Annotated in this window: 27 protein-coding genes and 1 pseudogene; 20 read left to right on the forward strand and 8 right to left on the reverse strand. The window is 34.5% G+C overall.

Translation table 11 applies throughout. The features are described 5' to 3' along the window. The first annotated feature begins 121 nt into the window (after positions 1–121). From AB1284_RS07965 to AB1284_RS07985, 5 genes are all read left to right on the forward strand, one after another. Entirely contained in the window at positions 122–1,774 is a 1,653-nt protein-coding gene (locus AB1284_RS07965; RefSeq protein ID WP_429750322.1) for a peptide ABC transporter substrate-binding protein, read from the forward strand. A 56-nt stretch (positions 1,775–1,830) separates the two neighbouring features. Then, positions 1,831–2,247, forward strand: coding sequence for a FosB/FosD family fosfomycin resistance bacillithiol transferase (fosB, locus tag AB1284_RS07970; RefSeq protein WP_429750321.1), 417 nt, complete (start codon positions 1,831–1,833; stop codon positions 2,245–2,247). Positions 2,248–2,270: 23 nt separating this feature from the next. Beyond that, positions 2,271–2,816 (forward strand): short-chain dehydrogenase, encoded by a 546-nt coding sequence (locus AB1284_RS07975; protein WP_429750320.1) that lies wholly within the window; start codon positions 2,271–2,273, stop codon positions 2,814–2,816. A gap of 14 nt (positions 2,817–2,830) precedes the next feature. Continuing rightward, positions 2,831–3,448 (forward strand): phosphoserine phosphatase 1, encoded by a 618-nt coding sequence (locus AB1284_RS07980; protein ID WP_429750318.1) that lies wholly within the window; start codon positions 2,831–2,833, stop codon positions 3,446–3,448. Positions 3,449–3,601: 153 nt separating this feature from the next. Then, positions 3,602–4,222, forward strand: coding sequence for a hypothetical protein (locus AB1284_RS07985; RefSeq protein WP_429754454.1), 621 nt, complete (start codon positions 3,602–3,604; stop codon positions 4,220–4,222). Positions 4,223–4,239: 17 nt separating this feature from the next. On the opposite strand, the pseudogene AB1284_RS07990 reads toward AB1284_RS07985, so the two are convergent. Next, positions 4,240–4,308: pseudogene (locus tag AB1284_RS07990) on the reverse strand (CotG/ExsB N-terminal domain-containing protein); the annotation flags it as partial. An 842-nt stretch (positions 4,309–5,150) separates the two neighbouring features. Between AB1284_RS07990 and AB1284_RS07995 the strand changes: the two are divergent. Further along, positions 5,151–6,224 carry a CotH kinase family protein gene (locus AB1284_RS07995; RefSeq protein ID WP_429750317.1) on the forward strand — a complete coding sequence of 358 codons (1,074 nt, stop codon included), beginning with the start codon at positions 5,151–5,153 and terminating at the stop codon, positions 6,222–6,224. An 83-nt stretch (positions 6,225–6,307) separates the two neighbouring features. Then, complete coding sequence (locus AB1284_RS08000) at positions 6,308–6,925, forward strand: NUDIX hydrolase (RefSeq protein WP_429754321.1); 618 nt, start codon at positions 6,308–6,310, stop codon at positions 6,923–6,925. Between the two features lie 38 nt (positions 6,926–6,963). On the opposite strand, the gene AB1284_RS08005 is transcribed toward AB1284_RS08000, so the two are convergent. Further along, entirely contained in the window at positions 6,964–7,404 is a 441-nt protein-coding gene (locus AB1284_RS08005; RefSeq protein ID WP_429750315.1) for a GNAT family N-acetyltransferase, read from the reverse strand. A 153-nt stretch (positions 7,405–7,557) separates the two neighbouring features. Between AB1284_RS08005 and AB1284_RS08010 the strand changes: the two genes are divergently transcribed. The 5 genes from AB1284_RS08010 to AB1284_RS08030 all read left to right on the forward strand — a co-directional run bounded on the left by AB1284_RS08010 (position 7,558) and on the right by AB1284_RS08030 (position 12,829). Beyond that, positions 7,558–8,160 carry a DedA family protein gene (locus AB1284_RS08010; RefSeq protein WP_429750313.1) on the forward strand — a complete coding sequence of 201 codons (603 nt, stop codon included), beginning with the start codon at positions 7,558–7,560 and terminating at the stop codon, positions 8,158–8,160. 176 nt (positions 8,161–8,336) lie between these two features. Beyond that, positions 8,337–9,716, forward strand: coding sequence for a putative polysaccharide biosynthesis protein (locus AB1284_RS08015; protein WP_429750311.1), 1,380 nt, complete (start codon positions 8,337–8,339; stop codon positions 9,714–9,716). Positions 9,717–9,903: 187 nt separating this feature from the next. Further along, positions 9,904–10,845 (forward strand): magnesium transporter CorA family protein, encoded by a 942-nt coding sequence (locus tag AB1284_RS08020; RefSeq protein WP_098310478.1) that lies wholly within the window; start codon positions 9,904–9,906, stop codon positions 10,843–10,845. A gap of 211 nt (positions 10,846–11,056) precedes the next feature. Continuing rightward, positions 11,057–11,953: a permease gene (locus tag AB1284_RS08025; protein WP_429750310.1), complete on the forward strand. Its 897-nt coding sequence runs from the start codon at positions 11,057–11,059 to the stop codon at positions 11,951–11,953. 3 nt (positions 11,954–11,956) lie between these two features. Next, positions 11,957–12,829 carry a TIGR03943 family putative permease subunit gene (locus AB1284_RS08030; RefSeq protein WP_429750308.1) on the forward strand — a complete coding sequence of 291 codons (873 nt, stop codon included), beginning with the start codon at positions 11,957–11,959 and terminating at the stop codon, positions 12,827–12,829. A gap of 236 nt (positions 12,830–13,065) precedes the next feature. On the opposite strand, the gene AB1284_RS08035 is transcribed toward AB1284_RS08030, so the two are convergent. Then, on the reverse strand, positions 13,066–13,155 hold the full coding sequence (locus tag AB1284_RS08035; RefSeq protein ID WP_098310481.1) for a YjcZ family sporulation protein: 90 nt from the start codon (positions 13,153–13,155) through the stop codon (positions 13,066–13,068). A 158-nt stretch (positions 13,156–13,313) separates the two neighbouring features. Here AB1284_RS08035 and cls point away from each other — a divergent pair, with 158 nt between their 5' ends. Both cls and AB1284_RS08045 read left to right on the forward strand, forming a co-directional pair. After that, positions 13,314–14,501, forward strand: coding sequence for a cardiolipin synthase (gene cls / locus AB1284_RS08040; protein ID WP_429750306.1), 1,188 nt, complete (start codon positions 13,314–13,316; stop codon positions 14,499–14,501). A gap of 32 nt (positions 14,502–14,533) precedes the next feature. Beyond that, positions 14,534–14,992, forward strand: coding sequence for a spore coat protein (locus AB1284_RS08045; RefSeq protein ID WP_429750304.1), 459 nt, complete (start codon positions 14,534–14,536; stop codon positions 14,990–14,992). Between the two features lie 80 nt (positions 14,993–15,072). Here the strand turns inward: AB1284_RS08045 and AB1284_RS08050 are convergent, their stop codons facing one another. Beyond that, complete coding sequence (locus AB1284_RS08050) at positions 15,073–15,858, reverse strand: SDR family oxidoreductase (RefSeq protein WP_429750302.1); 786 nt, start codon at positions 15,856–15,858, stop codon at positions 15,073–15,075. A 188-nt stretch (positions 15,859–16,046) separates the two neighbouring features. Between AB1284_RS08050 and AB1284_RS08055 the strand changes: the two genes are divergently transcribed. Both AB1284_RS08055 and AB1284_RS08060 read left to right on the forward strand, forming a co-directional pair. Then, positions 16,047–16,247: a hypothetical protein gene (locus AB1284_RS08055; RefSeq protein ID WP_429750300.1), complete on the forward strand. Its 201-nt coding sequence runs from the start codon at positions 16,047–16,049 to the stop codon at positions 16,245–16,247. 105 nt (positions 16,248–16,352) lie between these two features. Beyond that, positions 16,353–16,973 carry an NAD(P)-dependent oxidoreductase gene (locus AB1284_RS08060; RefSeq protein WP_429750298.1) on the forward strand — a complete coding sequence of 207 codons (621 nt, stop codon included), beginning with the start codon at positions 16,353–16,355 and terminating at the stop codon, positions 16,971–16,973. 25 nt (positions 16,974–16,998) lie between these two features. On the opposite strand, the gene AB1284_RS08065 is transcribed toward AB1284_RS08060, so the two are convergent. From AB1284_RS08065 to AB1284_RS08075, 3 genes are all read right to left on the reverse strand, one after another. Beyond that, positions 16,999–17,481 (reverse strand): DUF456 domain-containing protein, encoded by a 483-nt coding sequence (locus AB1284_RS08065; RefSeq protein ID WP_336480316.1) that lies wholly within the window; start codon positions 17,479–17,481, stop codon positions 16,999–17,001. Further along, complete coding sequence (locus AB1284_RS08070; RefSeq protein WP_429750296.1) at positions 17,478–18,791, reverse strand: hemolysin family protein; 1,314 nt, start codon at positions 18,789–18,791, stop codon at positions 17,478–17,480. The genes AB1284_RS08065 and AB1284_RS08070 overlap by 4 nt, the downstream gene beginning before the upstream one ends. Before the next feature lie 333 nt (positions 18,792–19,124). Continuing rightward, positions 19,125–20,012 carry a hypothetical protein gene (locus AB1284_RS08075; RefSeq protein WP_429750294.1) on the reverse strand — a complete coding sequence of 296 codons (888 nt, stop codon included), beginning with the start codon at positions 20,010–20,012 and terminating at the stop codon, positions 19,125–19,127. 265 nt (positions 20,013–20,277) lie between these two features. On the opposite strand from AB1284_RS08075, the gene cbpA reads away from it, so the two are divergent. Both cbpA and csaA read left to right on the forward strand, forming a co-directional pair. Beyond that, positions 20,278–20,925: a cyclic di-AMP binding protein CbpA gene (gene cbpA / locus AB1284_RS08080; RefSeq protein ID WP_429750293.1), complete on the forward strand. Its 648-nt coding sequence runs from the start codon at positions 20,278–20,280 to the stop codon at positions 20,923–20,925. A 152-nt stretch (positions 20,926–21,077) separates the two neighbouring features. Then, complete coding sequence (gene csaA / locus AB1284_RS08085) at positions 21,078–21,407, forward strand: chaperone CsaA (RefSeq protein WP_429750291.1); 330 nt, start codon at positions 21,078–21,080, stop codon at positions 21,405–21,407. 153 nt (positions 21,408–21,560) lie between these two features. Here the strand turns inward: csaA and AB1284_RS08090 are convergent, their stop codons facing one another. Then, positions 21,561–21,851: a hypothetical protein gene (locus AB1284_RS08090; protein ID WP_429750290.1), complete on the reverse strand. Its 291-nt coding sequence runs from the start codon at positions 21,849–21,851 to the stop codon at positions 21,561–21,563. 89 nt (positions 21,852–21,940) lie between these two features. On the opposite strand from AB1284_RS08090, the gene spoIIP reads away from it, so the two are divergent. Both spoIIP and AB1284_RS08100 read left to right on the forward strand, forming a co-directional pair. Next, a complete protein-coding gene (gene spoIIP / locus AB1284_RS08095) occupies positions 21,941–23,095 on the forward strand; it encodes a stage II sporulation protein P (RefSeq protein WP_429750289.1) in 1,155 nt (384 codons plus the stop codon). A 346-nt stretch (positions 23,096–23,441) separates the two neighbouring features. Next, on the forward strand, positions 23,442–24,182 hold the full coding sequence (locus tag AB1284_RS08100) for a M15 family metallopeptidase (protein WP_429750287.1): 741 nt from the start codon (positions 23,442–23,444) through the stop codon (positions 24,180–24,182). Positions 24,183–24,848 lie beyond the last annotated feature (666 nt).

Genomic DNA, 24,848 nt, shown 5'->3' on the forward strand with positions numbered 1-24,848 from the left:
GTGTCACTTTTTCTTTTTTTACAGATAGTATTTGAAATTATCAGAAAATTATGTATAATACTAATCAAGAGTACTTGGTCTTATTTTTAATTGTTATATATAGAAAGAGGGGAAAAGGTTTATGAAGAAGAAAGCATCACTTATTACAGCAATTGCACTCTCTACAAGTGTGTTAGTTGCCGGATGTGGAAATGGAGAAAAAGCATCAACAACAGAAAAGAGCGGCAATGAAGCGCTTGCTGATAAACAAGTGCTAAATTTACTCGAAACAGCAGAAATTCCTTCTATGGATACATCAAAGTCAACTGATACTGTATCGTTTCGTGTATTTGTAAACGCAATGGAAGGATTATATCGGTTGGATAAAGATAATAAGCCAACGCCTGGTATGGCTAAAGATGTAAAAATTAGCGCTGATAAGAAAACGTATACATTTCATTTGCGTGATGCAAAATGGTCAAACGGAGAGCCTGTAAAAGCACAAGATTTTGTGTTTGCTTGGCGTCGTGCTGTTGATAAAGCAACAGCATCAGAATATGCTTTTATTTTGTTTGATGTAAAAAATGCCGAGAAAATTAATAAAGGGGAACTACCGCTTGAACAGCTCGGTGTAAAAGCAGAAGATGATAAGACATTAGTCGTGGAATTGGAGAAACCTACACCGTATTTCTTAGAGCTTACGACGTTCCCAACATTTTTCCCGCTAAATGAAAAGTATGTGAAAGAACAAGGTGACAAATACGCATTAGAGGCAGATAAATTATTGTATAATGGACCATTTGTAATGAGTGAATGGAAGCATGAACAAAGTTATCAATTAAAGAAAAATCCAAACTATTGGGATAAAGATAATGTGAAGTTAGAGGAAATTAATGTAGGCGTTGTAAAGGAAACATCAACAGCTGTAAATTTATATGACACTAACGAAGTAGATCGAGTAATTTTAAGTTCAGAATTTGTTGATAAGTATAGAAACAGCAAAGAATTTAAATCAGAGTTAGACCCACGTATGTATTTTATTCGTTTTAATGAGAAGAATCCAATTTTTGCGAATAAAAAAGTACGTGAAGCTATTGACCTAGCGTATGATAAAAAAGGAATTGCAAATACGATCTTAAACGATGGCTCGTTACCTGCATATTACTTAGTACCACAAAAATTTACAAAAGGACCGGATGGAAAAGACTTCCGTGAAACAAATAAAAACTTCCGTGATGGTAAAGATAATGCAGCAAAAGCGAAAAAACAATGGGAAGAAGCGAAAAAAGAGTTAGGTCAAGATACGATTACAGTTGAAATGTTAAACTTCGATAAAGATAATTTGAAAAAAGTAGGAGAATACATTAAATCAGAACTGGAGAAAAACTTACCTGGTTTAAAAGTAAATATTAAACAGCAGCCATTTAAGCAAAAGTTAGATTTAGAGAAGAAGTTACAATATGATTTCTCTTTATCAGCATGGAGCCCGGATTATCCAGATCCAATGACATATATTGATATGTTTACTTCAGATAGCGCATTTAATGAAATGGCATATGCTAACCCAAAATATGATGAACTAGTTGCAAAATCAAAAGGTGAGTTGCTAACAGATGAGAAAGCAAGATGGAAGGCACTTTCTGAAGCGGAAAAAATCTTATTTGATGATGCTGCAATTTCTCCAGTTTACCAGCAGAGCGTTGCTTTCCTTGAAAAGTCTAAGGTAAAAGGAACTGTTAAGCATACATTTGGCGGAGATTTTAGCTATAAATGGACATATATTACAAAAAAATAGTACGATAAAGATGCGCGAATATTGCGCATCTTTTTTGTTGAGAGGAGATAACGACAGTGATAAAAGGAATGAATCATCTTTGCTTCTCTGTGTCTAATTTAGAGAAATCAATCCAGTTTTATGAACACGTGTTGGAAGGAAAGTTACTTGTAAAAGGTAGAAAGTTCGCCTATTTTGACGTATGTGGAATATGGTTTGCGTTAAATGAAGAAAAGGATATTCCAAGAAATGAAATTAATCAGTCGTATACACATATTGCTTTTTCGGTAGAAAAAGAGGATTTCGCAGCCTTATTACATCGTCTTGAATCTAATAAGGTACATATTTTACAAGGACGAGAACGTGATGTGCGAGATTGTGATTCTATTTATTTTACTGATCCAGATGGTCATAAATTTGAATTTCATACAGGGACACTTCAAGAGAGAGTACAATATTACAAAGAAGCAAAACCGCATATGGTATTTTACTAAATATCGGAGGGAGAGGAGAAGTCATGCATGTGCTTGTCGTTGGTGGAACGGGAATGTTACAGGAAGTGTCAAAGTGGTTTGTTGAACAAGGTTTTCATACCTCTGTAATCGGTCGGAATGTAAAGCGTTTAGAGGAAATTAAAAAAATATGTAAGGCTTCTGAAAGAGTTACGTGTTTAGCTGTTGATTATCATGATAGTGATGAATTGCGTGCTAAAATTAAAAACTCAATAAAAAACAATGGCCCAATTACTCTTGTTGTTGCTTGGATTCATTCCACAGCTGTAGATGCATTGCAAATGATTAGTGAGGAGATTGAAGTGTTTTCGAAAAAATGGGAGTTATTTCATATACTTGGAAGCAATGCTTATAAATCTGATAAAAAAGTAAGATACTCTTCTTTATGTAGTTATTATCGAATTATATTAGGTTTTGTGGTAGAAGAAAAAAGTTCTAGATGGCTAACACATACTGAAATTGTAAGTGGTGTTATAGCAGGATTACAAAATAAACAACAGGAATGGATTGTGGGAACATTAGAACCGTGGGATGATAGACCGAGTTGGTAAAGGAGAAAATAATTATGAAAACGATGTTATACATTACGCGTCACGGGGAAACAGAATGGAATGTAGAAAAAAGAATGCAAGGTAGAAAAAATTCTAATTTAACCGAAACTGGAATGCTGCAAGCGAAACAATTAGGAAACCGCATGAAAAATATGCCGCTTGATATTATTTACAGTAGTCCAAGCGGACGAACGATGCACACAGCTCAGTTAATTAGAGGTGATAGAGATATTCCGATTGTAGCAGATGAACATTTATATGAGATTGATATGGGAGTTTGGGAAGGATATACACAAGTTGAATTGCAAGAAAAATACCCGAAAGAGTTTGATTTATTTTGGAATGCACCGCATCAATATGAATCAAATTTAGGGGAGAATTTTTATGACACAAAAGCGCGTGTATTAAAGGGGCTTGAATACATACTTAAAAAGCATGAGGGAGAGAGTGTTTTAATTGTTTCTCATGCTGTTACATCATTGCTTATGATGGGACACTTTGAACAACGCTCTATCGAAAAAATATGGGATGGTCCTTTCATGCATAGTGCAAGTTTAAGTATGATTGAAGTTAAAGAAGGACAAAGTATAATTCACATGTTTGCTGATATTGCGCATTTTGAGGAGATATAAAGAGATTATAGTTTTATAAAGTTAATAGATAAATAGACCGCTTAAAGCGGTCTATTTGTGTTTTAAAAAAAGTTAAGGCCACTTTGAATTTGTTAGAGTAAGGAATGAATTCGTATGTGTTTTGAGCATATATGATATTAGCTGCGAGAACGTTTGGAGCGAGAGCGTCCAGAACGAGAACGTTTGGAGCGAGAGCGTCCAGAACGAGAGCGGCAAGAGCGAGAGCGTCCAGAACGGGAACGGCAAGAGCGAGAACGTTTGGAACGGGAACGGCAAGAGCGAGAACGTTTGGAACGGGAACGGCAAGAGCGAGAACGTTTGGAACGAGAGCGTCCAGAACGACTGAGAGGACCAGTACGTTTGGAACGGGAACGGCAAGAACGAGAGCGTCCAGAACGAGAACGACAAGAGCGAGTGCGTTTGGAACGAGAACGGCAAGAGCGAGTGCGTTTGGAACGAGAACGGCAAGAGCGAGTGCGTTTGGAACGAGAACGGCAAGAGCGAGTGCGTTTGGAACGAGAACGGCAAGAGCGAGTGCGTTTGGAACGAGAACGGCAAGAGCGAGAACGTTTGGAACGAGAACGACAAGAGCGAGTGCGTTTGGAACGAGAACGGCAAGAGCGAGAGCGTCCAGAACGAGAACGGCAAGAGCGAGAACGTTTAGAACGAGAACGGCAAGAGCGAGAACGTTTGGAACGAGAACGACAAGAGCGAGAACGTTCGGAACGGGAACGACAAGAGCGAGAACGTTTAGAACGAGAACGTTTAGAGTAGGACTCAGGCTCTTGGCTCAAGAAGTCTTCCATGCCAGCGCTCTTCACTTCTTCTACTGCTTTTTGAATATCATCTTTGGTATACATCTATCAAAATCCCCCTTAGAAAGAAATAAGATTTCCATCTATTTTTAAATAATGTGTTTTCTGTTAATAAAATATGTTAAGCAGATGGATTGTGTTTATTTTTTTTGGAAAATGGTGGTTTATCCTAAGGGAGGGTCTGCGGTAGGTAGTCTACTCTGTTTAGTGAAACTATGCTATTAATAGTTAAATTTTTTGATCTACAGGAATGTTTTGTTTGGTAGTGTATTTTGAATAGCGGATACATTTCGTCATAGAAGTGCATTTTTTTATCTTTGGACAGTAGGAACATTGTCACATTTCTGATTGTGGGAACAGGGCTTTTGATATGAAAGTTATTTTATTCCAGTAAGCCTTATTTCCTCTATTACTTTTCGAATATCATAGTTCATAACTCCCTCTTTTTATCTTTATAGACCAAAAGATTAAGCCTTTTTGTATACACTTATCCCGCTATTCGCGGGCAGTAATACTCCCACCTCAAAATTCAGTGAAAGCATTGTCCAGCTCTAGCGGCTAGAATCTTCGGTCGTTTCGCCCCCTCGGACGAGGCAAAGAGCGCCTCTCTGACGGGGGCGCGGGCGTCCTGCGATTCTGAGCGAGCCGCTTCCGCTTTTCTAAAGAAGTTAGGTGGGAGATAAACTGCCCGTAAAAGCCCGATTGGTTCAACTAATAACCAGTGGGGGATGAAAAACCCCCCACTGATTAAAGTTTCACTTTATGAAGGAATTTCTTTATTTGCCTGAAAAAGCGTTAAAATGTAATAAAAAACATATAGCGGATGTGGCAAGAGGAAAAGGAAAAGCATACATTGATTGTAGATGAAAGAGAAGGGAAGGGAGAATATGTTACCTTCTTATGAATTTTATATTCATCCAATGAATATTGTAGCGCTGCGAAAAGATGTTTGGTCTGATGATCCTGTTCCAGCTAAGTTAACATATGGAAAAAGAAAGTATGATATTGATATCGTATATCGCGGCTCTCACATTCGGGAATTTGAGAAAAAATCATATCATGTAATGTTTTACAAGCCGAAATTTTTTCAAGGTGTACACGAAATGCATTTAAATTCCGAATTTAATGATTCGTCTTTAATTAGAAATAAGTTATCACTGGACTTTTTTTCTGACATAGGTACGTTATCTCCAAAGTCGCAATATGTTCTTGTAAAGATTAATAATCGATTTGAGGGCGTTTATTTACAGTTAGAATCTGTAGATGAAAACTTTTTACGTAGCCGTAATTTGCCAAGCGGCTCAATTTATTATGCAATCGATGATGATGCTAATTTCTCTTTAATGAGTGAACTAGATAAGGGTATAAAAACGAAATTATCAGTCGGATATGAGTTCAAATGTAGAAATGAACATAGCGAAGAATATATAAGTGAATTTGTCTATCAGTTAAATACAATTTCGCGAGCGGCGTATGAGAAAGAGATTGTAAAATATGTAGATGTTGATAAATATTTACGATGGTTAGCCGGTGTTGTATTCACGCAAAACTACGATGGATTTGTTCACAATTATGCACTCTATCATAATGAAGAAACAAAGTTGTTTGAAATGATTCCATGGGATTATGATGCAACATGGGGGCGAGATGTGCGAGGTCGAGAGATGAGATATGATTACTCTCGCATTCAAGGATTTAATACATTAAGTGCTAGATTACTTGATGTTGATGTATTTAGGAAGAAGTATCGGAAAATTTTGGAGGAGATTCTCTCAAACCAGTTTACAGTAGATTATATAAAATCGAAAGTAGAAGGAATGCATGGAGAAATTCGGCCATATGTTTTGCAAGATCCGTACATGAAAAAGAAAATAGATGCATTTGATAATGAACCAAATTTGATTTTTCAATATGTTGAAAAGCGTCGTGGATTTATAATAGAACATTTAGATGAATTATGAAGGCGAACAAAAAAGAGATTGAAAGACCAATCTCTTTTTTTTGTTATACAATAAATGTAATCTAGGTGGGGGAAGGTGAAGTGATGGAGATAAAGTGGATCGAATGGGTAAAACAAATACAAGCAATTGCCCAGACAGGATTAGCATATTCAAAAGATGTTTATGATATAGAACGTTTTCAAGAGCTTCGGAACTTATCAATTGAAATGATGTCACATTATACAAAAATGGATTGGGAAGTGGTTGAGCATTTATTTGCAAATGAAACGGGCTATCAAACTCCAAAAGTAGATATACGAGCGGTCGTATTTCAAGAAGGGAAGTTACTTTTTGTAAAAGAAAAAAGTGATGGGAAATGGGCACTTCCAGGTGGATGGGCTGATATCGGTTATACACCTACTGAAGTTGCACAAAAAGAAGTGTTAGAAGAAACAGGTTACAAAGTAGAAAATTTTCGATTACTATCTATCTTTGATAAGCAGAAACATCAATCATCACCTTCTGCAATTGATGTATACAAAATATTTATTAGCTGTGAAATAGTAGGTGGTGAAAGACAAATCGGTATTGAAACAGAAGATGTTCAGTTTTTTGGAGAAGACGAATTGCCGGAGTTATCGATAGGAAGAAATACGGAATGGCAAATCCGGCAAATGTTTGCTTATATGAAAAATCCGAATAAAGAAAGATTAATAGATTGAAAAAATAACAAAGATTATATGTAAAGTTACTTTGATAACTACAATGTTTTTTCTAATATGATTTTTGTTTCACCTTTTTCATCGGTATATGTATCGATAATATTAAATTCATGTTTAATATTTAACATAAGCATGTTTCTCCATTTATTTTTTGTTTTTGTTTGGATTGTCTTATAGCCATTCTCTTTGCACCACTTATGCTGCATACGCATCAGTTTTGAAGAAATGCCCTGTTTTCTATAGTTTGGATGTACACCACCAATCCAACTATAGAAATGCTTTTCTTTTCTTTCATAGCCAATTTTAAAGCCAATTACAGTTTCATGATCGAATGCAAGTATTAAAAGTAAATGTTTCTTTTCATTTATTTCTCTTAGTAGATTTGTATTGGAGACTTGAAAAATTTCTTCGTATAAGGTCAATAAATCTTTTATTATTTTCCTGTTTTTTGGAATAGTTTCTAGTAATTTATATTCCATCGAGCACTTTCTCCCTTCTGATTCGAAATATTTTAGTATATACTTTTAATTATTACATAGTTTTATACGAATAGGTAACGACATATTGGCAAGGACATGGTTTTATGAAATAATAGGAAAGTATGTGAAGTAAAAAAAGGAGATAAGTGAAAAATGCTAGCAAATTTGATTGATCAGTTACTACAATTTTTTATAAGCCTAGGGTATTTTGGGATTGCGCTAGGACTCATGATTGAAATCATTCCAAGTGAAATTGTACTGTCTTATGCGGGCTTTTTAGTTGCAAAGGGAGAACTTAATTTCGTTGGGGCAGTCATTGCCGGAACGATTGGTGGAACTTTAGCACAAATTTTCCTTTATTGGCTTGGATATTATGGTGGGCGCCCAGTTGTTGAAAAATATGGTAAATATATATTGATTAAAAAGAAACATTTAGATGTGGCAGAAGCATGGTTTAATCGATATGGTGTAGGTGTTATTTTCTCTGCGCGTTTTATTCCAGTTGTACGTCATGCGATATCGATTCCAGCAGGGTTAGCTAAAATGTCATTACAACGATTTACAATATATACGGTACTAGCAATTATTCCGTGGTCTATTTTGTTTATTTATTTCGGTGAACAACTTGGTGGAAATTGGCGTCATATTAAAGAATACGCTGCTGACTATACGCATTATTTCGCAATAGCTGCCATTCTTTTTATTGTTGTATACATAGGCATGAAAATATTAAAAAAAAGAAAAACAGGTCGTTAAAGTCAATGGATTTTCATTGGCTTTTTCTTTGTTTATTCCGCTTTTCTTAAGAAGATAAGTGGGAATAACTGGCCCGATTGGTAAGGGCTAAGTTTATCAATGTTTCACTTTGTATAAGTTCTAAAAGTAGAAAGTTGTCCATATGGTGTAGTAAAACAGTATAGCGGAGGAATTTCATGAAAGGATCACCGTTTTTACGCGGAACATTCTTTTTAACAATGGCAACGATGATTTCGAAAATGCTTGGGTTTATATACGTTATTCCTTTTACTGCGATGGTTGGAACGGGTGGATATGTATTGTATACATATGCTTATCGTCCTTATACAATTATGCTTAGTATTGCAACAATGGGTCTTCCATTAGCAGTGTCAAAAATGGTGTCTAAATATAATGAATTAGACGATTATTACACGGTGAAGCGAGTATTGAAAAGCGGGCTTATTTTTATGATTTTTATGGGAGTTATATCGTTTTTATTGTTATATTGTTTAGCTCCTCAGTTGGCGAAAATTGTTATTGATAGTGGAGATCAGACGGGCAATAGTGTGACGGCTGTTACATATAATATTCGAATCGTGAGTTTTGCTTTATTAATTGTACCATCGATGAGCTTATTACGTGGATTTTTTCAAGGGTTTCAATCGATGGGTCCATCTGCTTCAAGCGTTGTGGTCGAGCAATTTTTTCGAGTGCTAACAATTTTAATCGGAAGTTTTGCGGTGCTCCATATATATAAAGGATCAACAGCGTTGGCGGTTGGAGTTGCTACGTTTGGTGCTTTTGTAGGGGCAGTAGCAGGGCTTGGAATCTTAATTGGATATTACATAAAGAGAAGAAGACATTTAAAGAAAAAAGAAAGTATGAGTGTTCCGCAAACGACAAAGTCATCTTTTACACTTTATAAAGAATTATTTGCATACTCCATTCCATTTGTTGTTGTAGGTCTTGCAATTCCTTTGTATCAAACAATTGATACATTTACAATTAATAAGTTATTAATGCAGATGGGATATTTACAACGGGAAGCAGAAAAAATGAATGCTGTTATTGGGCTTGTACAAATGATTGTATTAATTCCAGTTTCTGTTGCTACAGCTTTTAGCATGTCGCTCGTTCCTGAAATGACAAAGGCGTATGTAGCAAGAAATGAACAGTTATTATATAAACATTTTACAAGGACAAATTTGCTTGTGGTATTCATTACGATTCCAGCATCGTTAGGAATGATGCTTTTAGCTGAACCAGTATATACATTACTATTTGGGACGGGGAATGATCCAGCAATAGGAAGTGTGATTTTACGCTATTACGCCCCGGCTTGTATACTTTTTTCACTTTTTTCTGTAACAGCGGCCATGCTACAAGGAATTAATCAACAGCGAAAAACGGTGCTTGGTTTGCTTATAGGAGTAGGTATAAAAATTGTGCTAAATATTGTATTGCTTCAGCAATTTGACTATATTAGTTTTATTATTGCAACGTATGCTGGTTATACTGTTTCAGTTTCATTTAACTTGTGGATACTTTCCAAATATGTTATAAAGGCAACATAATGTCAATAAAAGACAGAGAGCGCTCTGTCTTTTTCTATTTTAATAATTTGTGATGGAAAGCGTTTTCAAAGGAATTTTCTATTGAAATCTTCTCGTTTGTTTCATATGCTGAAAATGGCGGTTTAAAATAGACTGTTATTTCAAAGTGAGGTTGGTTCCTACATGTAAAAAGAATCGGGGTGATAGTATGTTAAATATTTATTTAACAGACCGAAACGGAAAACTACAAGAAATCGAGGAAATTCAAAAAGGCTGTTGGATTAATGTGCTTCATCCAACAGAGGAAGAAATTCAATTTTTAGTTCAAACATTAAACGTAGAATTGGACTTCATTAAAGACCCTTTGGATGATGAAGAACGTTCACGTATTGAAAAAGAAGATGATAATGCTTTAATTATCGTCGATATTCCAACAGTTAGACATGACGAAGAAGGAAATTCAATGTATGATACGATTCCGATTGGTATGATTGTCATGCCGGAATGTTTTGTTACAATTTGTTTGGAAGAGAATCCGATTTTTGAACGTTTTATTAATCAGCGTATTAAAGAATTTTATACTTTTAAAAAGACGCGTTTTGCACTGCAGCTCTTATATACGATTTCTACTTATTATTTACGTTATTTAAAACAGATTAATCGAAAAACAACGGATTTAGAGCATGAGCTCAATAAATCGATGAAAAATAAAGAGATTTTTACTTTATTAGGACTTGAAAAAAGCTTAGTGTACTTTACGACATCTTTAAAGGCAAATAAGATTGTGATTCAAAAATTGATGCGAAATAATACATTTTTGAAAATGTATGAAGATGATCAAGATTTACTTGAAGATGTATTAATTGAAAATAAGCAGGCAATTGAGATGGCCGAAATATATAGCCATATTTTAAGTGGTATGATGAATACATTTAGTTCTGTCATTTCCAATAACTTGAACAGTGTTATGAAGTTTTTAACTTCTATGACAATCATATTATCAGTACCAACAATGGTTTCCAGTTTTTTCGGAATGAACGTTCCGGTTCCTTTAAGTGGAAACCCTCATGGTTTTTTAATGGCTATGATTATATCTGCAATATTATCTTGCGTAATGGCCTTTGTTTTTTGGAAGAAACGTTATTTTTAATATGAAAATCAGCTGTTTTGGAACATTTCCAAAACAGCTTTTTTGCTATAAAGTACTGAGAAATTAGCATTTTTGCACACTGCTGTTCATTAATCTGCGAAATGAAATATGTATAATATGCCATTTAGGTTAATTTTTATAACTACTTGTTCAATTTATGGATTCCAGTTACAATTACTTATTGTTACTGAAAAGATGGGGGATATGCATCATGGAAATGTTTCATTTACCAAAAGCGTTCCTGCAAATGAATACGATTTTTATTTCAATTTTAATTGAAGCATTGCCATTTGTATTAATTGGTGTATTCATTTCAGGATTCATTCAAATGTTTGTGACAGAAGATATGGTAGCAAAATGGATGCCGAAGAATCGTTTTCTGTCTGTATTATTAGCTGTTTTTCTAGGGATGATGTTCCCTGGTTGTGAATGTGGAATAGTTCCAATCGTTCGACGCCTAATCGGAAAGGGAGTACCGCCCTACGCTGGTATTGCCTTCATGCTGACTGGACCGATTATAAATCCTATCGTTTTATTTGCGACATATGTAGCGTTTGGTAGCAGTATGCATATGGTTTGGTATCGTGCTATTGTAGCTATTATTGTAGCTGTTATTGTTGGTCTTGTATTATCGTTTATGTTTAAAGATCATCAACTACGAGATACTAATTTTCCAGTGGTAGATCATAATCGTCCATTTCGTCAAAAATTTTGGGACGTATGTACACATGCTGTGGAAGAGTTTTTCTCAATGGGGAAATTTTTAATTATCGGTGCTCTTATTGCGGCAAGCGTACAAACTTTTGTGAAGACTTCTACACTGCTTGCAATTGGACAAGGACCGTATTCTTCACCAATTGTTATGATGGGACTTGCTTTTATTTTGTCGCTATGTTCAGAAGCTGATGCGTTTATTGCATCTTCATTCCAAAGTACATTTGCAACACCGGCTCTAGTCGCCTTTCTTGTATATGGACCGATGGTAGATATTAAAAATATGATTATGATGCTTGCGAATTTTAAAACACGTTTTGTTATTGTAGTTATTGTTTTAATTACAGTTGTTGTTTATGCAAGCTCACTACTCATTTATGCGATGGGGTGGTAATCGATGTTTCGAGCTTATATTTTACTTGGATTTACAATTTTGTTAGCACAACTTCATATTTCGGGTGATATCACGAAATATATCAATATGAAATATGCGTATTTATCAAAAACAGCAGCGATTATTTTAGGTTTTTTAACTGTGATTCAAATGATTATCGCATTTCAAAAAGAGCATGGTAAACATGACCATGATCATGAATGTGGTTGCAATACAAGTCATTGTGGTCATGATCATTCAAAAGACGAAAACACACGGTGGAAACGTATTGTCACGTATACAATATTTTGTTTTCCGATTATTACGGGGCTCTTTCTCCCAATTGCAACATTAGATTCTGATATCGTGAAAGCAAAAGGGTTTCATTTCCCAGTTGCGGAGCCAGGAAATACAGACCCGTTTATGAATCGACAGTTTTTAAAACCTGATACGAGCATTTACTATGGACAAGAAGGTTATCGGGAACTCATGGAAAAAGAGAAGAAGCAATTCGTAACAAAAGATAAAATTGCTTTAAACGATACAGACTTTTTGAAAGGGATGGAAGTAGTATATAACTATCCTGGCCAATTCACGGGTAAAACCATTTCTTTTAAGGGGTTTGTATTCCGTGATGATTCTTCTAAAAAAGAACAATACTTTGTATTCCGCTTTGGAATTATTCACTGTGTTGCTGATTCAGGTGTGTATGGGATGCTGGTCAAGAAACCAGAAGATGCTCAGTGGAAGAATGATGATTGGATTCAAGTTGAAGGAACAATTTCAACAGAGTTTTATCAACCGTTTCACGCAAATATACCTGTATTAGAAGTTACAAAATGGAGTACAGTAGAATCTCCAAAAGATCCATATGTATACCGAGGAGCCGATTCATAAAATCGGCTTCTTTTTTATAAATGAAAACTTTATAAAATTTTCCCCGCTATTCGTGGACAGTAATATCCTTACCTCAAAGTTATGCTAAAAGCAAAGATTAGGTGGGGGATACAGAAAAATTCCACTGATGAAAGGTTCATATTATCATTATAAACAGAAAAAGAACATCTAATCACTAGATGTTCTTTTTCATAGTTTTTTGGTCTACATAAAAGTTGTATGAAGTGGATAGCTAGTTAGCAAAAACAAGCAGCACCCACAATAATTAAGAGGATAAATAATACAACAACTAACGCAAACCCGCCGCCGTGAACTCCAAAGCCCATTGTTTTTTCCTCCTTTTGTTTTAGGTTACAGAATACAATATGCACTTTCAGAATGATTTGACAGGGATATATGCCATGTAAATGATGTTTTTTATTGAATAGGGATATAGTGAGGGGGAAACCTATAAAAATGATGATTTGAAAGGAAAGGATTTTTGATGAGACAACTTCTGGTCCTCCTTTTATGTATAGGAATTTTGGTGATATGGATGAACGCAGATGTAGAGGTAGGCAGAAACAGTGTAAAAGAAAATCAGATATCACAGATTCGTTATGGTGATTTTAAGCTTTATGTAGATGGAAATGATTTATATCGAGATCTTTTTGCTGATATTGATCGGGCGAAACAGTATATTTATCTTCATTTTTATATTGTAGGTAAAGATAAGGTAAGTAAAAAATTTTTACAATTATTAAAGCAAAAAGCAGCTTCAGGTGTTGATGTGAAATTGTCTGTGGACCGGGTTGGAGGATATAAAATAAATAAAAAAACGATACAAGAATTAGAGCAGAGTGGTGTGCAATTTACGTTTAGTAAAAAGCCTCGTTTTAAAAATTTCTTTTATACACTTCATAATCGCAATCATCGCCGCATTGCGGTAGTAGATGGGAATATATCATATGTAGGGGGATTCAATATAGGGAATGAATACCTTGGCGAGGATCGTCGTTTTGGAAAATGGCGTGATTACCATGTTCGTATTACTGGTTCAGGTGCACAGGATATGAAAAGCCAGTTTGCAAAAGATTGGGAATTGGATACTGGGAAAGAGTTATCCCCATATGAGATAACGGCTATACAAGGAAGTAACAAGTATCGATATGTATTTACAGATGGAAAAGGTTTATGGACGACATATTACAAAGAGATGATACAAAGTGCGAAAACATCAATTGTTATTGCAACTCCTTACTTTGTGCCCAGTAAAGAAATGATGACGGGATTACAAAATGCATTGCAGAGGGGAGTAAGATTACAAATTCTTGTCCCTTTCAAAAGTGATGCTTTGCTATTAAAGCAGGCAGCTTATTCTTATTTGGAAAAATTACTGCGTTTTGGAGCAGAAATATATCAATATCGAGATGGTTTCTTTCATGGGAAAGTGACTCTTATTGATGATAAGTTTGCAGATATCGGAACTGCGAATTTTGATAATCGTAGTTTTTATATAAATGCAGAATCAGATTGTTTTATTTATGAAGGAAAAATCATTGGTGAAATACAACGTAGTTTGCAAAGGGATTTCCAGGAAGCAAAACAATTTTCAGAGAAAGACTTTGAAAAAATGAATATGTGGGATAAGTTTCTTGCAAGAGTATCAAAAGTTCTGTCGTTCTATTTATAGCATACATATCAGTAGAGAGGAGGAAATATTGAATGGATTATATTGACGAACTCATGAGTTATAGCTATGAAGTAATATGTGTAATTGGTGAGTATATGAAAGAAGTATGTGATAATGAATTAAAAGAATTGTTACAGCAACATTTACCATACTTATTACAAGCGTATAATGAACAGATTAACTTTCAAGAAGGTGAAAATGTACAGCATGTTATTGGTAAGTATCCAGTTTCATCATCAATTGAAACAGTGCATACGAACTATAGTGGACAAAAAGATGATATAGAAATTGCCTTTTCGTATATTTCACATTTGAAGCGATTGGCACTTGGGTATGCACAGGTGGCGATCCAAGTGGCAAATCCAGAATTTCGTTCTTTTTTAGAAAGTTGTTTTTTGAAAATGAATCGAAACGCATACAGCGTGTGGCAATATGTTATGAAAAAAGAGTATAGCATGAAAACAAGGATTGATGTGGAGAAATATGGATGAAAAAGACAGCGGTACCGCTGTCTTTTTGTTATTTTTCATTCAATATGTAACAAAAATTAAATTTTTGAAATTCAAACTCTTTATAATCCTTTTACCATGCCACCATCTACTAAAAAGGATTGACCCGTCATATAGGTGTTTGCATCGGATACAAGGAATGTGGCAAATGTCGCAAATTCTGAAGGTTGCCCGTATCTTCCGAGTGGAATGGCTGCTTTGGATTCTTTTTGTACTTCCTCTACTGAAATACCTCGTTTCTGAGCAGCCATAGTATCAAGAGAAGCAACGCGTTCAGTAGCAATTCGTCCTGGTGCAATCGTATTAATTAAAATGTTATACGGTGCAAATTCAGAAGCGAGCGTTTTTGTTAAGCCTGTAATACCTACACGAAATGTGTTAGATAGAAGTAGACCAGGAATTGGCTCTTTGATAGAAGAAGAAGCAATATTAATAATTTTTCCGCCGTTCTTTTTCATGTGTGGAAGTACTTCACGAATCATCCGAACGTAGCTTAATAAATTTAATTCAAATGAACGATACCAATTTTCGTCTGATAATTGTTCAAATGTACCTGGTGTTGGACCTCCGGCATTGTTTATTAAAATATCAATCGTTCCGAATGTTCGGATGACTTGTTCTACGGATTGCTTAATATGTTCAGTATTTGTTATGTCACATACAGTATAAGCAACGTTTCCAGTATTCAATTGAGTGAGTTCTTTTTGGATTTTTTGTAATTTCTCTTCGTTACGGCTCAACAACATTACATTTGCGCCTTCTGTAACAAGTTGAATAGCGATTGCTTTTCCTAGTCCTTGACTTGATGCAACAACTAGCGCTGTTTTTCCTTGTAATCCAAGTTCCATTTCAATCAACCTTTCTTCCGAATTTTTTTTAGTATAAACGAAATGAGAAAGAAATTAAAATAGTTCATTTGTGATTTTTGGAAAAATTCATAATTTATTTACCATTTCTTTACTAATCTCTAATATTTTCTTCAAAATAGAAAAGTAATATAAGAATGTACATATTCTATCAAAAGGGGGATAAGCAAATGAATAAATGGGTTAAATCGTTAACTGCCGTTGCACTTGCTAGCTCTTTATTTATGGTAGGTTGTAGTAAAGATGAGAAAAAGGAAGAGACGACGCAACAAGAAGATACAAGCAAGGATAAAGAAACGAGTGGAGAAGTAAAAGATAACGGTTCGAAAGATTCAAAAGATAGTTCCTCTAGCTCTAGTGAAAAGAAATAAGTGTTATATGATGATAGAAGCTTTCTCGATCAATGAGAAAGCTTTTTTGTTGTGTATTTTTGCTTTTTCAGAAACAATAGAGAGAGTGAAAGGGTGTGAGTTAGTATGAATATATGTTTATTTGGGGCGACAGGTCGAGTTGGAGTCGAAATTGTAAAATTTGCATTACGGGATAATCATAAGGTGACAGCGCTTGTGAGAAATAAAGAGAAGCTACAAATACAACATGAGAATTTTCGTGTAATAGAAGGAAATGTATGGAATGAAGAAGATGTGAGAGAGTGTGTAAAGGGAGCAGATGTTGTAATTAGTGCACTTGGTACCGATGGAAACGGAACGTTATCAAAAAGTTTGCCATATATTATAGACGCTATGAACGAGGCAGGGATTATAAGAATTATAACAATTGGAACGGCTGGAATTTTACAGGCACGTTCGAATCCGCAATTATATCGCTTTCAATCCAGTGAATCACGTCGAAAGACAACGGCAGCAGCAGAAGACCATTTAGCAGCTTATTTGGCTTTAAAGGATAGCAAATTACAATGGACGATTGTCTGTCCAACACACTTAATAGATGGAGAAGAAATAGCTACTTATCGAACTGAAGAAGATGTGTTACCACTAGGTGGTGTGAAGATCACAGTTGGAGATACAGCCCGTTTTGCTTATCAATTACTTTACCATGATATTCATTATAAAAAACGGGTGGGCATTGCCTATTAAAAAGCCATCCTTATCATAAGGATGGCTAAAAAATAATATAGCATACAAATATAATAATCATAATGATTTGTAAAATCGCTTTAGCTATTGTGCTGCTTAAAAATCCGATAACTGTTGCAACCCCAACCATAAAGGCTTCTTGTGGTGCTTTTTTATGCATTAATTCTGTTACGAAAACGGAAAGGAATGGGATAATAATTAGCCCAAATGGCGGGAAAAAGAACGATCCAACAATAATAGAAATCATGCCGATACGTTCGCTCCATTTTGTACTTCCGTACTTTTTTAAGAAATAGCTATTCGTAATAAAATCAGTAGTGAAAATAATAATTGTAAATACAATTTGAATAAACCAAAATGAGCTTGTTAATTCTAAGTCGTTAATACCAAATTGATAAATACAAAATCCAGCCCATAAAGCAAGTATACCTGGAATAATCGGATAAATAAACGCTATGAACGATATAATGAAACAAGCGATAATACATATAGTTAATAAGACGTTCACAGTGTAGCTCCTTTTTGTGTATCTATTTTACTAACGGCAATTTTTTTTATTTGATGGCCATCTAATTCTAATGCTTTAAACTGATAATTTTCATATTGAATAATATGGCCTGGCTCAATATTTACGTCAATTGTTTGTGACAAGAACCAGCCTCCGATTGTATCTAAATCCCTATCATTGATATGAAGGCCAAACATATCGTTTACATCAGAAATAAGTACTTTTCCGTCAAGTAATGTTAATGTTGGATTCCGTTTCTCGATCATTGGTGTTTCATCTATATCAAATTCATCTTGAATTTCACCAATAATTTCTTCAATAATATCTTCCATTGTAAGAAGACCTGCAGTTCCACCATATTCATCCATAATAATTGCTAGTTGGACACGATTTTTTTGTAGATGAATGAGTGCCTTTTTAATTGGCACAGTTTCGAATACTGTTAAAACGGGATGTATGTATGACTCTAGCGGCTTACTGGCCCCTTTTGTTTGATCATGAAAGATTTCTTTTGTATTAATCATTCCGACAACATCATCTTTATCTTTTCCGATAATGGGATAACGTGTATATTTTTCGGTAGCGATAATTTCCATATTTTCTGCTAATGAATTTTCAGTTGATAAACAGATCATTTCAGTACGTGGAACCATAATCTCTTTTGCAATTCGATCATCAAATTCAAAAATATTATTTACATATTTATATTCAGATTGATTAATTTCTCCGCTCTTATAGCTTTCACTTAAAATAAGGCGTAACTCTTCTTCAGAGTGAGAAAGTTCATTTTCTTTTACCGGTTGTAATCCAAATAGTTTTGTGAAAAAGAGTGCTGTGCTATTTAATAACCAAATAAAAGGATACATTATTTTATCGAATAGAATTAAAGGTCTTGCGAACTTCAATGTAATTTGTTCGGCCTTTTGAATAGCAAATGATTTTGGAACGAGTTCACCTAGTACCACGTGAAAGAATGTAATGACGCTAAAAGCTATAATAACTGATAAGGTTTGTTTCATTGAACCTGTTATATTCATTTTTTCAAAAAGCGGTTCCAATAAATGCTCCACAGTAGGTTCACCAAGCCAACCGAGTCCTAATGAAGTAATGGTAATACCGAGCTGACAAGCAGATAAGTATACATCTAAATTGGAAATAACTTTTCTTGCTAGGATTGCTTGTTTACTACCTTCATTGGCAAGTTGGTCAATCCGACTTTTGCGTACTTTCACAACAGCAAACTCTGATGCAACGAAAAAGCCGGAAATAAGAATGAGTAAAGCGATGAGAAAAAGTTTTAGTATGTCCAAGGATATTCTTTATTCTAAACTTAGAATAAAGATGTCACCTCCTGAATAAAAGTTTTACTTTAATAATATATGGAAAAGGAAAGAATAGTCAAAGAAAGGAGGGAGAAATGTGAAATTTTACAAAAAGATGGTCGTAAGAATATGATTAGTGGGGGATGAAAACCCCTCCACTGATGGAAGTTTCACTTTATCCTGCTATTCGCGGGCAGTAAGCCCCCCACCTCAAGATTCAAAGACAAGCGAAGAAGAGAGGTAGGGAATAACTGCCCCTAAAAGCCCGATTGATAAGAGCTTTCCATCAGAGGAGGATAAAGCCCCCCTCTGATGGAAGTTTCACTTTATTGTTGTGCGTGATAGTGCATGAATATGCGCAATATGGCGATTTCTTTTCCATAATATTTGTAAGAGAGAAATCAGCATGTATGGGATATACAGCAATAAAAGCCCTATTGTAACAAGTATTGGTGAGCTAACGCAATACTGTACAATCAATTGAAATAATCCATTTACATGAAAAATGCATTCCATATATATAAAGGAAATCAATATGGAACTAACGATAGATTTATGGCTTGCAAGCAGCGAAGTAAAAAGTGTATTACTAAAAAAAGCTGAATCATGCACATGAGTTGTTTCTTGTACTGTATATAAGAAAGGAATCCATGTTTTGATGGCTTGTATAATAATAATCATGGACGTACTACAAATGATTAAAAGGGAAGAAAGGTATGGAAAAGATATGTACGATGCTGTGAATAGAAAAAGCGTCATGATGATACATTGTAGTAGGACAGTACCAAATGAAAATGGAATCCAGCGTAAAAATGAAAAACGTTTTCTATTTTTAGGAGATAATTTAATAAAAAATCGACCAATTTTAAGACTGATGAGAAAACCGATAGTAAGTGAAAGTAAGAATCGCATCATAGATAAAAAATATAATTTCCATATGTACGGGAACAACGGGGGTGAATTTTCATGTAAATTAAATGATTTTGATATATCGTGTGGTTGGTAAGAAGAAAAAAAGAATGATTCATGAATCCAATCTGTCATCGGAATAGAGATAGAACGAAAATGTACCAAATGATGGATGATGGTATATAGTACTTCAAAATAGGATTGTTTGTTGTTTAGAAGAACAGCAGGAATTGGACTAATAAGAATAATAGCTATAAAGCCCAAAAGAAAACGATACACATAAGAGATAATAGAAGACACTATATATTTCACCTACTTTTATAAAATTCAGAAAATTATTACTATTATTTTAACGTTTCTTTTTGGAAGATACAATCTCTTTTCGATAGGAAAGAAAATTTTCATATAATATTTCCTTCCATATTTGTTGAAAAAATGAAATATTTATGAAGAAATGATGAAAGATAATAAAAGAAGTCAGAAAAGTTAAATAAATTATTTATTTTTTTCTGAAAATATTATATATTTATGACACAGAATATATTTTAACATAAGGGGGATTTTTATGAGGGTAAAGGGAAACTATGTTTTAAAAAAAGAAGTGTTATTTTGTAAGGATACATATACGTTACAAGAAGCGCTAGATCATTTAAATAGAACAGGATATCGCTGTGTTCCAGTTCTAGATAAAAATGAAGAAACATTCTTAGGGAATATTTATAAAGTAGATATTTTAGAATATAAAGGTTCTTTAAATGATAATGTGAAAGAGTTATTGCGCAATAAAGATGGATATGTCAAAGAAGATTCTTCATTCTTTAAAGTGTTCTTTACAATTAAAGAGTTACCATATATTGCTGTTGTAAATGATAGCGGATTTTTTCTTGGTATTTTAACACATAAAAAAGTATTTGAGTTATTAGAAGATGCATGGGGCCTTCACTCTAGTGTGTATTCAGTTATGATCGGGACGCAAGATTATAATGGTGCTATTCAAAAGCTATCAACTGTACTGAAAAAGTATAGTGGAATTCAAAGTCTAATGACATTTGATAACAACGCACTATATGTACGTAGAATTATGTTTACATTAGGAGAAGGATTTGCGGCAGAAGAATTACAACCACTTTTAAAAGATTTAGAAGATCACGGGTTCCGTGTTATACATGTGGAAGAAATGAAAAATTCACGAGAAGTGGAAATTGTAGAGTAAGAGGGAAATCCATCTCTGGAAATAGGAGATGGATTTTTTTATCTAGTTTGAAAGAATTGTAGGGAGTAAAAAAGAAAGGTGCATAGGCATCTTTCTTTTTGAAGGGAAATAAAAGTAACTGTCTAATATAAATGGTAAGGAGGAGTATTGAAATGGCTACTTTTGAAGATTTTTTGAAATTAGATATTCGTATTGGAACGATTTATCGAGCAGAAGTATTTCCTGAAGCTCGAGTACCCGCTATTAAGTTGGAGATTGATTTTGGTGAACTTGGAATGAAACAGTCAAGTGCGCAAATCACGCGACGATATACACCGGAAGAACTCATTGGAAAGCAAATTGTTACGGTTGTTAATTTTCCGCCAAAACGAGTGGCTGGATTCAAATCTGAAGTACTTGTGCTTGGTGGTGTTCCTGAAAAAGGCGACGTTATTTTATTGGAACCAGGTATGGAAGTGCCGAATGGGACAGCGATCAGCTAAAAAGTCGGAGGGGACATAGAAAAACATATTTAAAGTGTGCAGCAGAAAATTTTCAAGTAGTGAAAAAGCAACTGTAAGGAGATCACGTTTACGATAAATACATTTTCTACATTATATATTAGCATATAAACGTTTTCATCAAATCACCTTCCCTTAATTTCTTACGTTTGAAATGAGTTTATGCAGTATCAAATATAAAACGTATATACCGATATACGCACCAGTAAGCAGAAACAGGGGATTTAAAAATATACGATGTATTGTTGTCATAAAAACAGTATGTTGAAGTAATACATCGTATACAACTAATGAAACAATAATGCCAAATCCATATAAACAAACGTATGCAAATAGATCTAACAAAATGCGAATGCGTGGATGTACCGCAAGTAAGACAAAAAAACAAGATAATATAATAGGAAATAATCCAATTATCAGCTTCAATTCTTTTCACCTCATTGCCAATATTGCCAAAATTTCTTTGGTCTATTCTCTATAGCTTGTACATATGTTCATAGAGAGAGGGTGATTTAATGAATCGAAGCTATTTTTATGTAAAACGGACAAGTCTTCCAAAATTTATTTTTCTATTTTTAATAGGAATGATGGCTGCTTTTTTGTTTGTTAGTATGATTGTAACATCATTAAAAGAAACAAAGTCAACGTATTTATATAAATGGTTAAATGACCTTTCTATGAATGGATATATGTATGTGCTTGGTTCAGAAAATCGTTACTTTACACAAGAATATCGTCATTTAAACGCAGATTTTTCTATCTCTTCGTTTCTTTTATCTGCAACGACAAATATCCGCTTTGATGACGTCCGTAGTTTAATTGGGACAGAACTCCCAGGGTTTTCGAAATATGATACGGAAATTGTGATTGCTGGAGAAGGAACAAATTATGCGAATTTGCCAATTGAATCGAGTGTACCTCTAGAAGAGCTTGTAAAAGAGCGGACAGGAGAGAAAGGGCAACCTCAAAATACAGAATCGAATAAAGAGAAACCGAAGCCAGCACAAACGACAGGAAATAGGCAAATCGTATTTATTTATCATACACATAGCTGGGAGTCATATTTGCCATTATTAAATTTAACGAATAACCCGGATCCTAATAAAGCAACGAGTTCAACAACAAATATTTCTTTGTTTGGAAACAGATTTCGTGAACAGCTTGAAAGTCACGGAATTGGAGCAGTAAATGATACAACGGATGTAGGTAGGAAATTAATTAGTAAAGGATTAAACAGTAATAGCTCTTATAAAATGTCTCGTGAGATTGTGCAAGAAGCAATGGCGAGCAATAGACAGCTTCAATATTTTATTGATATGCATAGAGACAGTGCAAGGAAAGATGTAACGACGAAACAGATTGGTGATAAATCATATGCAAAGTTGGCATTTGTTATTGGGAAGGGAAACAAAAATTATGCAAAAAACTTGCAATTGGCAACAGCGCTGCATGAGTCAATAAAGGAAAAGTATCCTGGATTGAGCCGAGGAGTAGTTCAAAAAGATTTTAGTTCAGGAAATGGGGTCTACAATCAAGATTTATCTGGTCAAGCGATTTTAATTGAAGTAGGCGGTGTTGATAATACAGAAGAGGAACTTAATCGTAGTATAGACATACTTGCGGAAGCATTTAGTGAGTACTATTGGCAAGCGGAGAAAGTGAATGGTTAAGCGTAAGCAAATGTTGCTTACGCTATTTGTTTTGCATCGAAATTTGTCTCTTTATCTTATGGAAAAGGGAAAGGAATTAGAAAAAAAGTAGCGAATGTTCATTTATAAAGTGATTCTTGCAAATAATTTTATTATGTAAACAACGTAATCGTAATGAATAGGTAAATCGCAGTATAAGAAGCAAAAGTATACTTGGAATTTGGAAATAATTTGAAGAGAATGGTTTAAAAGGATGAGAGAATGGGAAAAAATATGTGGTATGTGATGTTTAGAATTAACCGTTATGGAGCGTAACAGAAATTGATGAGTATTGTGTGGAAAAATTATTAGAATAAAAGGATGTTATATGAAGAAAAAATGGATGTTGTTTAGTATAGCGATTGTCATTGGAACGATTACGATTGCAATGCTGCAATATAGAGAGTATAAGGAAAAACAAGCGATAGAAGCGCAAGGAAACGTTGTTTTTCCGAAGGTACAAGAAACAATTGCAAAAGTAGAGGGAGGACTTGCGGTTGTTAACAATCCAGACTCAACTCTTGTCCTAGTGAATAAGAAAAGGCGTTTACCACATTTGTATGAACCGCACGATTTAGTTATACCAAAAGTTCGTTTTTTATATGAAGGCGATAATGAAAAAAAGAAAATGCGTAAAGAAGCTGCTGCAGAATTAGAGCGCATGTTTCAACAAGCAAATAGTGAAAAAATCTTTTTATATGCTGTTTCCGCATTTCGTTCATTTGAACGGCAAAAAGCATTAAATACGATGTATAAAAAACAAGATGGGGAAGCAAAAACAGCGATGTCTAGTGCAGTTCCCGGTACAAGTGAACATCAAACAGGATTAGCAATCGACATTACATCACAATCTGCAAATTTTCAATTAGAGCCTTTATTTGGAGATACGAAGGAAGGAAAGTGGCTTGCTGAAAATGCTCATAAATTTGGTTTTATTATCCGTTATGAGAAAGAAAAAGAAGCCATAACAGGATATACGTATGAGCCGTGGCATGTTCGTTACGTTGGGAATCCATATGCGATGTATTTATATGAGAATCAGTTCACTTTAGAAGAAGTTATAAAGTGAAACTTCCATCAGTGGGGAGCCTCATCCCCCACTGATGGTTAGTTGAACCAATCGGGCTTTTACGGGCAGTTATCCCAAACTTATCTTCTTCGCTTTTCTCTAAGGGGTCTTACTGCCCGTTAATGCGGGATAAAGTGAAACTTCCATCAGTGGGGGGTCCATCTTCTCCTCTTTGTTTCCCCTAAATTTTGAGGGGGAAATGGCGGAATGACGATGTTTTATAAAAGAAAAGTATATACGTAAACAAGAAAGCGATATTTCTATTTAAGAGATATCGCTTTTTTGCTGTTAAGTATCGATAAGTGATAAACAGCATAGTGTAAACAACAGTAAGACGTATATATGACCGAATTAGCTGATATGTAGGAAATGTACATTTAAATAATGTTATTTTGTCTTATCTAGGTTATTTATTTTATGGTTTCATTTTTGAAAAAATACTTTTTTGTCATTTTTTGAAAGGATTTATCATGCGTAATGAAGAATATATTAATATAACATTTTAATGTGTTCTTCATCTATTAATCGATGGGACACGGTATGCCTTTTAATGATAGTAAAATTCTATTATTTGTGTATGGATGCCTTAGCTTTTTAACGGTTATTTGATACGACGTGATAAAGTTTTCTTTCTCTCATATACATATAAAAAATAGAATGGAAGCG

The sequence above is a fragment of the Bacillus sp. S2(2024) genome (assembly GCF_050474045.1).
Taxonomy (GTDB): Bacteria; Bacillota; Bacilli; order Bacillales; family Bacillaceae_G; genus Bacillus_A; species Bacillus_A yunxiaonensis.